We start from the raw sequence: 12506 nt of genomic DNA, 5'->3' as shown, positions 1-12506 counted from the left end.
TCGTATGTAGCAGTTTGAGATTTCTTTTAATTAGTTTTTTAGGTAAATAAAACAGATAAAATTTTATTTAAAAATAAAGCTTGTTTTATTTTTTTTAATCTTTTCAAAACAGCCTCGTTAAAAGGATGTCTTGGCGGATCTTTTGGCTTATCTTTTGGATCATATAACATTCCGGTACACAAGCACATTTTATTTTCTTTACTTTGAAGAATCGGAAAGTTGGTACATGTTTTACAGCCAGCCCAAAAACTTGGGTCTGTTGTTAATTCTGAGAAAGGAACTGGTTTATAACCTAATTCAGAGTTAATTTTCATAACCGCCAAACCAGTTGTAATACCAAATATTTTAGCGTTTGGATATTTTTTCAGGGAATAATCAAAAACTTTTGATTTTATTTTTTTAGCCAAACCTAAGTTTCTGTAATCCGGATGCACGATTAAACCTGAGTGTGCCACGAATTTTCCGTGCTCCCAACTTTCGATATAACAAAAACCTGCGAATTTTTCGTCTACAAGAGCAATCATCGCATCTCCGTTAGACATTTTTTTCTGAATGTATTCAGGAGTCCTTTTAGCAATCCCTGTACCTCTTAACAAGGCAGATGATTCTATAGTATCGCAAATTTCCTGTGCGAATTTGAAGTGTTCTTCCTGAGTAACAACAATAGATATCTTCATTTCAGTAATTGAAGTTTAGCGTTAAATATTAAAACGTATTGTTTGGTTTGAAATTCAAAAAACAAGCTAATAAAATCAAGCACAACAGAAGTAACACCTTCAAGATCAAAAAGTTGACTGAGGTCTTTTATAAAAAAATAAATACTTTTGGTATGTGTTTGCCCGATGGACAACTTAAGTGATTTCAAAATAAAAATGAATATAAATAAATACGCGACGAAAAACTCTTTGAATACTATATAGATAGCATCCGTACTTCGGGAGAAGTACCAGGTGAGATTGTCCGTGACAAAGAAGTTGTATGTAAACTTATTTTATTCATCGGTGCAAAAGTACACTATTTTTTTATTTACAAAACCATTTTTTAAAATTCTAACATTTTTTTAATGGAATGTTATTTTATGAAACAAAAAAAGTCCGATAGATTAGCATAAACCTATCGGACTGAATTATTTAGAAATTTTATTTTAATTTTTAGTAAATGGAATTACTTGCCCATTACCTAAAATAGTCATATCAAAAGCTGTTTTTGCTTCATTAAATTTAAATTTTAAACCTGCTGCATTAGATATAAAAGTATCCTTTTCACCTGCTACAGGTTCAACCGTAAACTTAGGAAAATTTGTAATTTCAACATTTAAAACATTATTCTTTTCAGTTAATTCGATTTTTAAAGGCGCATTTTTTGTAGAATAAAGCCCCAAATAACCATCCAGGATAATATCTTTTTCAACTTTTCCTTTTCCAGCCGTCCAAACATTATTACTTACGTTATTATCCGGAAAAGCATGATCAGGATCTAAAGTTATACTTTCTATTTCCTCTGTAGAATTATGTTTGAAAGACCAGTCATTATTGCGCTGCCAAATTTCTACAGGTAATTTAACTCTTGCCACTTTTCCGCTTTTTGTTTTTACATCCAGAACAATAGGCATTGGCATTTTGTCTAAGTTGGAAACATTCATGATAACTCCTTTTGCAGGATCATTTTTTACATATTTAATCCAGTTAATTGACTGATCAAAACGCCAGTTATTTACATACCAGCTTCTCCAGAACCAGCTTAAATCTTCACCGGCAATATTTTCCATGGATCTGAAAAAATCATCAGGCTGAGGGTGTTTGTAAGCCCATCTTTGGATATAAGTTCTAAATGCAGTATCAAAACGCTCTTTTCCTAAAATCTGTTCTCTCAAAATAATTAAACCTGCACTTGGTTTAAAATAACACAGCATCCCAATATTAGCTTCCTTCATATTGTCAGGAGAACTCATAATGGTTTCTAAGTCTGGTCTTGTAAAGGGCTCTGCCATTTCGTGTAAATCGGTAGGCTTTTCTTTATATTCACCATTATTAAATGCTTCAGTACTCAATAAATTTATAAAAGTATTGAAACCTTCATCCATCCATCCGAATAATCTTTCGTTTGAACCCACAATCATTGGAAACCAGATATGGCCAAACTCATGATCTGTAACTCCCCATAAATCCTGACCTTTTGATTTCCATCCACAGAAAACAATTCCCGGATATTCCATTCCTCCCTCATTTCCTGCGACGTTTGTAGCTGCAGGATAAGGGTATTCAAACCACTGTTTCGAATAATGCTCAATTGATGCTTTTACATACTCTGTAGAACGACCATAACCGTCTTTACCCGAACTTTCAACAGGATAAGCCGATAGGGCCAACGCTTTTTTGCCACTTGGAAGATTAATTTTTGCTCCGTCTAAAATAAAGGCCGGGGATGAAGCCCACGAGAAATCTCGGGCATTCTTAATCTGATAATGCCATGTTTTTTCAGTATTTGTGTTGGTGGCATTTGCTTCGGCTGCGACTTCTTCTGCAGAACGAATAACAACCGTTTTATCGCTTTGAGATGCTTCTTTATAGCGCTTAAATTGCTCCGCCGGCAAAACTTCTGCACCATTTAACAATTCACCTGATCCGACAACATAATGATTAGCCGGAACTGTAAGTTTGACATCAAAATCACCATATTCAAGATAAAACTCAGAAGCCCCCAGATATGGTGCTGTATTCCATCCTCTTACATCATCATACACACACATACGTGGATACCATTGAGCTATAGTAAATATTTTTCCGTTTTTGGTTTCCAATACTCCCATTCTGTCAGACCCTTCAAACGGGGCAATAAACGAAAATTCTATTTTTATTTTTACAGAACCTCCCTTTGATGCTAATTCCTGTGGAAGAAAAATCTGCATTCTGGTATCTGTAATTATATATTTCGCTTCAGCCTCTGTTTTTTTCTTATCTCCTAAAGTTACTTTAACTGATTTTATTTTATTTCCTCCGTCAAAAATTTGCCCCTGTGCTCCATTACGACTTCCTGTTAAAGGTACAACTGCATTTCCACGTGAGTCATTTTTGAATAAATTCTGATCTAAATTCAGCCATACGAAAGAAAGTTTATCCGGACTATTATTTGTGTATGTAATTTCATCGGTACCGACTATTTCATTTGTAGTAGCGTTTAATTTTGCCGTAATCTGATAATCTGCCCTGTTTTGCCAGTATTCAACACCTGGCTGCCCGCTTGCTGAACGGGTTGGGGTACCATTTTTTGTGTAAAAATGCGGTGCGAAGGCATCATGATAATTGTAATTATTAACTGGATTTCCTGCTGTTACCGGTGCCTGCTGAGCAGTAACAGAATAAATTCCTACAAACAAAGCCGTTAACAATAAGGCTTTAGCGAATTTTCTTTTCATATTTTATACCTGTTTATATAGCAAATTAATGAAAAAAAATACTATTCACAGAGAAAACTCAAAGCTTATATTCAATTTTAGCAAAATATTATTAAAAAAGTAATTTAAATCATTTCTCTGTAAATTAAAATTTATAAGAATTATATTTACATTATAAAGGTTTAATCTCACTTAAAAATATCATTTTGGATACAACAATCTTAAATAAAGCACTAAAAGCTTCTATAAAACATGCTGGAGCTGAATTATTTTCATTAACAAACGATCAAAATAAAGAATACATGTGGAATGGAGACCCTAATTATTGGCCGAAACATTCTCCTATACTTTTTCCAATTGTGGGAAGCTTAAAAAACGAAACTTATACATTTAATAAAAAAGAATATCGCTTACTAAGACATGGTTTTGCCCGTGATATGGAATTTCAATTAATTGAAAAAACAGAATCATCTGCCACATTTTCTTTATCCCATGATGAAGGAACACTTGAGAAATACCCTTTTAAGTTTGAATTGCAGATTATTTACAAACTTGAAGGAAATAAATTAAATATTGGATACAAAGTAATCAATAAAGAAGCAACACAAATTCCTTTTTCTATTGGAGCCCATCCTGCCTTTGCCTTACCTGAAAATTTTTCAAACTACAGTATTCAATTTGAAAAAGAAGAAAAACTGGAATATTCACTTCTTGAAGATGGATTAATTTCTAATACTAATCAGATTTTAGAATCTTCAAATAATACAGTTCGATTACATTATAAATTATTTGAAAATGATGCTTTGGTTTTTAAAACCTTAGAATCAAATTCTTTAACTATACTTGAAAACTCAAAACCATATATTAAGGTTGATTTTAAGGATTTTCCAAGTTTAGGAATCTGGACTAAAGAAAATGCTCCATTTATTTGTATTGAACCTTGGTTTGGTTATTCTGATACACTTGAAAAATCAGGAGATTTATTTAAAAAAGAGGGAATACTGATTCTTGAAGCGAATCAAAGTTTTAATACTTCATTCGATATAGAAATCTTTTAATTAAAAACAATAAAAAACCCATTTTGAGATGAAACAAAATGGGTTTGTACTTTATTATTTTGTATTGCGGATTATCTACTCCATTCTGAAATACTATCCTTGTTCATTTTTACATAATCCTGATTATTCGCAGCTTCTGCAGATGCTAAAGAAATTTTGGCTGTTTCAACTGCTCCCGCTTTATCACCTTGTCTAGCCTGAATTAATGATTTTAATCTTGTAAGATAATAAGGTTTATCAGTACTCAATTCTAATGCTTTATCTACATACTCTCTTGCAAGAATCATATTGCCATTTGACTGGAATAAATATTGGGATGCAGCATAATAATCATTCCATGTTGGACCGGCCAAAGTTTTTTGAATGCTGGCATTAGCTATTTTGGCAGTAGGGACTTCAAATTTCAAGGCCACATGGGAGTTTTCCCAGGCTATTTCCAAATATCCTGAATTTTGATCCAGATTATTAATTCCTATAGTAAAAGTTTCAACAGGAGTTGGCAATGCATCTTCTTTAACAGTTGTTCTCAATGCCACGTAAGCATCGCTCCAGTTTTCAGGCAATCCCCAGTTATCAGTAGAAAGGTAAAAAATTATTTCCCAGCTTTCTATTTTTGGGATAGTATAAATTGCATATTTTCCTTTTTTTAATGTCTTACCATCAATAACAACGTCATCACCAAAATTGATTATTGTATTTTCATTCGCACCTGTTCTCCATAATTTTCCAAACGGAACCAGATTACCAAAAACAGCCCTGCCTCTGGCACCTGGTCTCGAATAGGTAACTTCAACATCTGTTAATCCAACGGTTTGTTTAATATACCCTTTTGGACTAGCCTGAGGTGTTCTTATTTGTGCTTCTGTAGCAAGAGGCGCTAAAATAACGGCTAAAGCAATAAGTAGTTTTTTCATTTTCTATAAGTCAATTTGTTTTTTTCAAAATTACGAATTCAAAAAAGGACAAAAGTTAAATTTTACTTAATTCAAACACTTAACTGTGATATTTTGAAAGCATCTAACTCATTAAAGTGATTAATAATAATATTCGCTTCAGATAAATCCTGTCCTTCTGAATTCACACTTCTATACCCTACACAGAAAATACCTGCTCCTTTAGCTGCTTTTACTCCATTTGTACTGTCTTCTATTATGATACAATTTTCCTTAGGAGCAATAGATAAGGAAGCGGCATGCAGGAAAATAGCCGGATTTGGTTTTGATTGCGGAAAATCTTCACCACTTACAATAGCAGAAAAATACTGATGCAAATTAAATCGGGTAAAAACACGGTCAATAGTTACCTTTGAAGCAGATGAAGCTAAAATTAACTGAATTCCGTTAGCGTACAAATTTTTTATTAAATCCTCTACCCCTTCCAATAAATACAAATCTTCTTTGGTATCAAAAGCATCATTAAAAATACTTCTTTTCCTTTTGATCAAATCCTCAACACCATCTTCTATTGTTGGAAAAAATCCTTTTAATGCCTGAAATGTATTTCTGGTTGAAAATCCTGTAAATGAAGTATACATTTCTTCCGAAACTTCAATATTTAATTCTGAAAATTGTTTGTAATAAGCATAACGATGAACGGGTTCTGTATCCACAATTACACCGTCCATATCAAAAATTACTGTTTTAATCATTTTATTAAGCTACTAAGGTTTTAGATTCCAAGCAATTTGTTTTTTATTATCACTTAGATCCTAAGCATTAAACTATTCTTTTTTAAGCAAGTGACGTATTACGGTCTCTGCGGCGTGTAAGCCAAATAAAGCAGGGATGTAACTATTGGTTCCGTAAAATGATTTTTTAAAATTTTTACCATCTGTCATTCGTAAACTCTTTTTATCAGGAATCTCAGGAGAAAAAACTACTTTTAACTTATAAATTTTTTCTGCTTTTAACCGGCGTCTAATTGTTTTTGCAAATGGGCAATAACAGGTTTTTGAAATATCCCCAACTTTTACTTTTGAAGCCAGCATTTTCCCACCGGCTCCCATACTGCTTATAATTTTTACTTTTTTACGTTTTGCAGCAAAAATCAAATTTAGCTTCGGTGTCACACTATCAATACAGTCCAAAACATAATCAAATTCTGGGGAAACGATTTCAAAAGCACGTTCCGGTGATAAAAATTCCTGTACGCGGGTTAACTTTAGTTTAGGATTAATATCCATCAGTCGGTCACTTACAATTTTAATTTTTGGTTCCCCAACAGTTGAATGCAAAGCAGGCAATTGTCTGTTTATATTTGTAATATCAACAACATCTCCGTCAACTATAGTCATATTACCTACTCCTGCTCTAGCCAAAAATTCAGCTGCAAACGATCCTACCCCTCCTAAACCCACAACCAAAACATTGGCATTCTGCAGGTTATCTAATCCTTCTTTTGTAAATAAAAGCTCGGCTCTTTCTGTCCACTCTGCCATATACTCCTTTTGTTATTTTAATTTGTTTACTTCTTCGTTTCAGAATGATTGATTCTGAACACATCTTTATAATTATTTGAGATTACTGCTTGTAATTCTTGATTTTTTAATTCTTTATAATTTGAAGCTAATTCATAAACCTCTTGAATATTTTCTTCAATTGTGTCTGTTTCCAAAAAGAAGCGATCATTTGGTATATTTTGAAAAACTGTTTTTAAATCCGGATTTCGTAATAAAAATTTTCCAAACGAAAGATAAAACCCTTCCTTAACAAGCTGATTCGCAATCTGATGACTCTTTGAAAAACCATGAATGATCATCGGAACCGAAATATTCAACTTCTTTTTTATTGAAATCACTTCCTGATATGCTGCAACACAATGAATAATTACTGGCTTTTTATATTTTTCTGCTAAAAACAACTGCTTTTCAAAAACACTAACCTGCTGTTTAAATGGAATTTCAATTAGCTTATCCAGACCGCACTCACCAATGGCCAGACAATTATATTCTTTTAATTTTTCTTCAATAATTTTTAAGTCGGCATCAATTCTGCCTTCAACAATGTACCATGGATGAATTCCAATAGAATAAAACGGAACTGAAACATCAAAATCCTGCGGATATTGATTCACCAACTCTAAAACATCAGGATTATTGGTAAACTGATGCGTATGAAGATTGAAAAATTTCATTAATGAAACGTTTTTACACCAGCCTTAATGGCAATATTTAAATCATTTTCCAATGGAACAATTGGGCATGAATATTTATGATTATAAGCACAATAAGGATTATAAGATTGATTAAAATCGATTTCGATTGTATTTCCTTTTGGAACTTCCAGGTCAATATATCTTCCTCCAATGTAACTCTCTTTGCCACACGTTAAATCTGAAAAAGGTAAAAACAAATGATTTTTATACTTATCTGATTTAGAGAGTTCCACATCCTGATAAACATTCAATTGTAATGCAACTCCATCAATTGTAAAGAAAACCGTTCCATATTTAATGTATTTCGGTTTTCTTGAAGTTGATGTTTTCATTTCAAATGCTTTTTCATTTTTAGCTTTTACCAGTTTTGCTTTCACAAAATATTTACTGCTTATAGGATAAAAGTCAAGTGATTTAAACGTTTTCAAATCATTAGCCATTAATGGGCTGGTTTTTGCATCTGCATATTCCGCATTAATAGTCTTCTGAAATTTTTCAGCATTATTTTTATTGAATTTAACCTGACTATAAGTCCAATTAAATACCAATAATAAAATAAGTACACTATTTTTCATTATAGAAATTTTGCACAAAAATAGTTTAAAACAAACAAAGCAGCAACCGCTTCACGTTACAAAGTTTCCTAACTTTGTTGAAAATAACTTCTTTTTATAATGTTAAAAAACGCTTTTCACCATTACATCAACAATTTCAGAGGATTTAGAAGAGAAATATGGATACTTGCTATTATTACTTTTATTAATCGTGCAGGTACAATGGTATTGCCTTTTTTATCAAAATATTTAAAAGAAGACCTTCATTTTACTTATAATCAGGTTGGGTGGATTATGGTCGCATTCGGATTCGGATCTATGCTGGGATCCTGGCTAGGAGGAAAATTATCCGATAAAATAGGATTTTATAAAATCATGATTTTTAGTTTGTTTACAACTGGAATTTCTATGTTTTTGATTCAATATATTACTAGCTTTTTCGGACTTTGTATAGGGATGTTTTGTTTAATGGCTATTGCAGATATGTTTAGGCCTGCCATGTTTGTTTCACTTGGTGCATATGCGAAGCCTGAAAACAGAACCCGAGCCTTAACATTAGTGCGTCTGGCAGTAAATTTAGGTTTTGCTTCGGGTCCGGCTTTAGGAGGCCTGATTATCATGGGAATAGGATATCAGGGGCTTTTTTGGGTTGACGGACTTTCCTGTATCATTTCGATTTCAATCTTTGCTTTACTTGTAAAAGAAAAGAAAAAAGTGACATATGAAGATAAAGTTGAAAATTCGGCAGAAACAAAATCGGTTTTTAAAGACAGGATATTTTGGGTTTTCTTATTTGTGAGTTTTGTTACCGCTATGATCTTTTTCCAGCTTTTTACTACCTTACCACTATATCACAATGAGAAATTTGGTCTGACAGAATTTCAAACCGGTCTTTTAATGACCTTAAATGGCTTGCTGATTTTTGCATTAGAAATGCCTACTGTCGGATTTTTAGAAAGAAAAGCTTCACCAAAAATAAAAATCATTATCTGGGGGTCTTTTATTATGTCACTAAGTTTTTTTCTATTATTAATTAATATTTGGGCAGGAATCCTCGTGATTAGTATGATTTGTATTTCGATAGGAGAAATCCTTGCTTTTCCTTTTTCTAATGCCTTCGCATTAAGTCGTGCTCCCCGAGGTCAGGAAGGACAATATATGGCACTTTATACCATGAGTTTTAGTTTAGCTCATATCATCAGTTCAAAAGTGGGTTTTGAAATTATTACACGATTTGGATATCAGGTTAACTGGTTTTTCATGGCCAGTATTGGTGTGATAGCAACCTTTTGCTGTTTATGGATTAAGAATGCTCTTATTTTAGAAAAAACTTCATAAAACAAAACTTTTACAAATCACTTTATTTCAAGTTATTACATTAAATTTGAAATAGCTTTTCTTTTTAAAAATCAATAATAAACTTCTTTTTTAGTTAAATAACTATTTTTATAGTTGCGTAACTAAAAAAATAGTTGTAGGTTTGATTTAAAATTAAATCACATGCAAAAACTAACAAACAAGGAAGAAGAAATAATGCATATTTTATGGAAGCTGAAAAAAGCTTTCGTAAAAGAAGTACAGGCAGAAATCACTGAAGATCAGCCTCATTACAACACACTTTCAACAATCATTAGAAACCTGGAAGAAAAAGGTTTTGTCGGGCACAATGCCTTTGGTAATACGCATCAATATTACCCAATAATAAGCCTTGAAGCTTATAGCAAAAAGTATATAAAAACTGCAATTGATAATTATTTCAACAGTTCTTATAAGAATATGGTTTCGTTTTTTGCCAAGGAAGAAAAAATATCTGCTGCCGAATTACGTGAAATCTTAGCTATGATTGAAAATCCAAAAGAAGAAGAAAAATAATTATTTTATGGAAGCATTTTTCATTTATATCGCAAAATCATCCGGTTTAGTCGTATTGTTTTATTGTTCATATTATTTTTTATTACGCAAAGAAACTTTTTTTAACAGCAACAGATGGTTTTTAATGACTGGATTAGCTACTTCACTAATTCTTCCTTTTGCAGTTTATACAAAAATTGTATGGATTGATCCTATTCCTGTTTCAACAGTTAATTATCCACAAAGTTTTATCCCCCAAACTATTCCACAAGAATCATTTGAAATTAATTGGGATTATATATTTCTTTCTGTTTACTGTATTGGTTTTGTAGCACTCATAATAAAATTCGCTACTGATTTCTATAGTTTAAATTTGGTCTTAAAGGGGAAAAAATACAACAGCAGGCTGATTTTAAATTTGTTGATATATCTGAAAATATTGCTCCGTTCTCTTATTTTGATTACATCGTATACAACTCATCAATGTATACAGAAGCAGAATTAGAAAATATAATTGAGCATGAAAAAGTACACAGCGATCAAAATCACACTATTGATGTATTAGTTTCACGAGTATTTTGTGTATTGTTTTGGTTCAACCCTGTCATTTGGTTATACAAAAAAGCCATTTTACAAAACCTAGAATTTATTGCAGATAACGAAGCTGCTAAAAAAATATCAGACAAAAAAGCCTATCAATATACACTTTTAAAAATAACAACACACGAAAGCTGTGTTGCCATCACCAATCATTTTTATCAATCATTAATCAAAAAACGAATTGTCATGTTAAACAAAAATCAATCAAAAAAGAGAAACTCATGGAAGTATTATGCAATACTGCCAGCTCTGGTAGCTTTTGTATTTTTATTTCAAATTAAAACCATTGCACAAGAGAAAAAGGAAAACCAGGAAATTTCTAAAAAGCCAAATTCTGTTGATATTTATAAAATTAAAAAAAATACAACCGATCAGGAATTAAAAGAATTTACTGAAAAACTAAAACAAAATCATGATGTAGATGTTGTGATATCCGATGTTAAGAGGAATACCAAAAATGAATTAACTGCTATTAAAGTTGATATTCAAAAAGGAACAGGTGAAGATCAAACCATTCAGATTGAAGGCAATGAACCAATTAAAAGCTGTGGAATTGTTGTTACAACAGAAAAAGGATCTAAAAAAATCAATGTCATTACGGATGGCGGTATGGACAAACCAATAGTTGTTGGTGATGATCTTATCCTGAATGAAAAAAGCAGTGCCAAAATAAGTACAATAACAACCATAACACCACCTGTCCCACCTACTCCGCCTTCATTTCCAACGGGACCAATGCCACAAGCTCCGGCACCGGATATGTCAAAAATGCCAAAACCTCCTGTTCCACCTACAAATCCAAAGGACAAAGTAGCTATGAGTAAATTTAAAAAGGAAATGTCCGAATTTGAGAGAAAAATGGAAGCTTTTGAACCTGATATGTCTGCTTATGAAAAACAGGTTGAGGAAATCATGTCTAAACGTGAAGCCATTTTTGAAAAAGAAATGGAAAAATATGAAATAGCAATGGAAAAATTCAATGCTGACATGGAGAAATTTACCGAAAATATTCAAATAAAATACGGTAAAGATTCGAAGGAGTACGAAATAAATATGAAGCAATTTGAAAATGACATGAAGGTATTCGAAAAAAACATGAAACTTCATGAAAAAGAAATGAAAAAAATGGAGAAAGAAAGTCAAAAATCATAAACCAATTTAACTAAAAACACAAAAAAAGACTTTGTTAAATAGCAAAGTCTTTTTTATATCTTTGAAAAAAATTAAATAATTATGTTTAAAATATTAGCCAAAATAAACAAACTTCTTCTGCCTAGTTTTACCAAACAAGGTTTAGATTTAGCCAAAGCCAAAAAATGGCAAATGGCAATTATTGGTTATAGAGCTTATGTTACTAAGCGAGCTTTAGATTAAATTACAAATACCTTTCTGAAATCACTCTTAAATGATGATTCTGATGACCTGTAATAATAAAACCAATTGCCCTTACAGAAATTGGCGTATTCGAAGCCGTCCCCATAAATAAAAGCTGTTCTTCGTTCAGACTTTCAAAAAAACTAATAGTTGCTTTTCTTGCATTTTTATACTCAGCTAATAAACTTCCTAAAGTACGAGAATTAGCAAATGCAAATGGCACATAATCATTTTCTTCGAAACCAGGCAAAGGAGTTTTATCTCCTCTACTGATTCTTAAAGCCCGATAAGCGAAAATACGCTCTGTATCAATCATATGAAGGACAATATCCTTTATTGTCCATTTCCCTTCCGCATAACGATATTCTAATTTATCAGCCGGAACATCTCCTATAAAGTTAAGCAGCTGTGGCAACCCTTCTCTTAAACCATCTAATAATGTTTTATCATTAGCAGCTTTTATATAAGTTGCATTAAAAACAGAATATTCATTTGTTGATAAACCTGAAGCTAACATACATC

12 protein-coding genes and 1 pseudogene are annotated in these 12506 nt (G+C 32.1%); 5 read left to right on the top strand and 8 right to left on the bottom strand.

The features are described from left to right. Positions 1-38 precede the first annotated feature (38 nt). Together P5P89_RS18960 and P5P89_RS18955 are read right to left on the bottom strand one after the other, a co-directional pair. The gene (locus tag P5P89_RS18960) at positions 39-677 is read right to left on the bottom strand and encodes a GNAT family N-acetyltransferase (RefSeq protein WP_223678068.1); all 639 of its coding nucleotides are present in this window, start codon (positions 675-677) and stop codon (positions 39-41) included. Between the two features lie 467 nt (positions 678-1144). Continuing rightward, complete coding sequence (locus P5P89_RS18955; protein ID WP_278009715.1) at positions 1145-3415, bottom strand: M1 family metallopeptidase; 2271 nt, start codon at positions 3413-3415, stop codon at positions 1145-1147. Positions 3416-3600: 185 nt separating this feature from the next. Here P5P89_RS18955 and P5P89_RS18950 point away from each other — a divergent pair, with 185 nt between their 5' ends. Next, a complete protein-coding gene (locus P5P89_RS18950) occupies positions 3601-4452 on the top strand; it encodes an aldose 1-epimerase family protein (RefSeq protein ID WP_278009714.1) in 852 nt (283 codons plus the stop codon). A gap of 71 nt (positions 4453-4523) precedes the next feature. Here P5P89_RS18950 and P5P89_RS18945 read toward each other — a convergent pair whose 3' ends face one another. From P5P89_RS18945 to P5P89_RS18925, 5 genes are all read right to left on the bottom strand, one after another. Continuing rightward, positions 4524-5366, bottom strand: a complete 843-nt coding sequence (locus P5P89_RS18945; RefSeq protein ID WP_278009713.1) for a DUF2911 domain-containing protein — start codon at positions 5364-5366, stop codon at positions 4524-4526. A 71-nt stretch (positions 5367-5437) separates the two neighbouring features. Continuing rightward, on the bottom strand, positions 5438-6100 hold the full coding sequence (locus tag P5P89_RS18940; RefSeq protein ID WP_278009712.1) for an HAD family hydrolase: 663 nt from the start codon (positions 6098-6100) through the stop codon (positions 5438-5440). A gap of 72 nt (positions 6101-6172) precedes the next feature. Next, positions 6173-6889: a tRNA threonylcarbamoyladenosine dehydratase gene (locus P5P89_RS18935; protein WP_163395605.1), complete on the bottom strand. Its 717-nt coding sequence runs from the start codon at positions 6887-6889 to the stop codon at positions 6173-6175. A gap of 26 nt (positions 6890-6915) precedes the next feature. After that, positions 6916-7584 (bottom strand): TatD family hydrolase, encoded by a 669-nt coding sequence (locus tag P5P89_RS18930; RefSeq protein WP_278009711.1) that lies wholly within the window; start codon positions 7582-7584, stop codon positions 6916-6918. Then, entirely contained in the window at positions 7584-8180 is a 597-nt protein-coding gene (locus P5P89_RS18925; RefSeq protein ID WP_278009710.1) for a DUF1684 domain-containing protein, read from the bottom strand. Before P5P89_RS18925 ends, P5P89_RS18930 begins: the two co-directional genes overlap by 1 nt. Positions 8181-8279: 99 nt before the next feature. Between P5P89_RS18925 and P5P89_RS18920 the strand changes: the two genes are divergently transcribed. The 4 genes and pseudogenes from P5P89_RS18920 to P5P89_RS18905 all read left to right on the top strand — a co-directional run bounded on the left by P5P89_RS18920 (position 8280) and on the right by P5P89_RS18905 (position 11984). Beyond that, positions 8280-9497: an MDR family MFS transporter gene (locus P5P89_RS18920; protein WP_278009709.1), complete on the top strand. Its 1218-nt coding sequence runs from the start codon at positions 8280-8282 to the stop codon at positions 9495-9497. A 162-nt stretch (positions 9498-9659) separates the two neighbouring features. Further along, entirely contained in the window at positions 9660-10031 is a 372-nt protein-coding gene (locus P5P89_RS18915) for a BlaI/MecI/CopY family transcriptional regulator (protein ID WP_278009708.1), read from the top strand. 7 nt (positions 10032-10038) lie between these two features. Next, positions 10039-11762 (top strand): annotated as a pseudogene (locus P5P89_RS18910) (M56 family metallopeptidase). Between the two features lie 81 nt (positions 11763-11843). Next, positions 11844-11984 (top strand): SsrA-binding protein, encoded by a 141-nt coding sequence (locus P5P89_RS18905; RefSeq protein WP_278009707.1) that lies wholly within the window; start codon positions 11844-11846, stop codon positions 11982-11984. A 1-nt stretch (position 11985) separates the two neighbouring features. Here P5P89_RS18905 and P5P89_RS18900 read toward each other — a convergent pair whose 3' ends face one another. Continuing rightward, positions 11986-12501: a DinB family protein gene (locus P5P89_RS18900; RefSeq protein WP_278009706.1), complete on the bottom strand. Its 516-nt coding sequence runs from the start codon at positions 12499-12501 to the stop codon at positions 11986-11988. Positions 12502-12506: the final 5 nt, after the last annotated feature.

Origin of the sequence: Flavobacterium gyeonganense, from assembly GCF_029625295.1 — a bacterium.
In the GTDB taxonomy this organism is placed as follows: Bacteria; Bacteroidota; Bacteroidia; order Flavobacteriales; family Flavobacteriaceae; genus Flavobacterium; species Flavobacterium gyeonganense.
The sequence above is the reverse complement of the archived record's forward strand: the minus strand, read 5'-3'. Positions and strand labels throughout refer to the sequence as shown.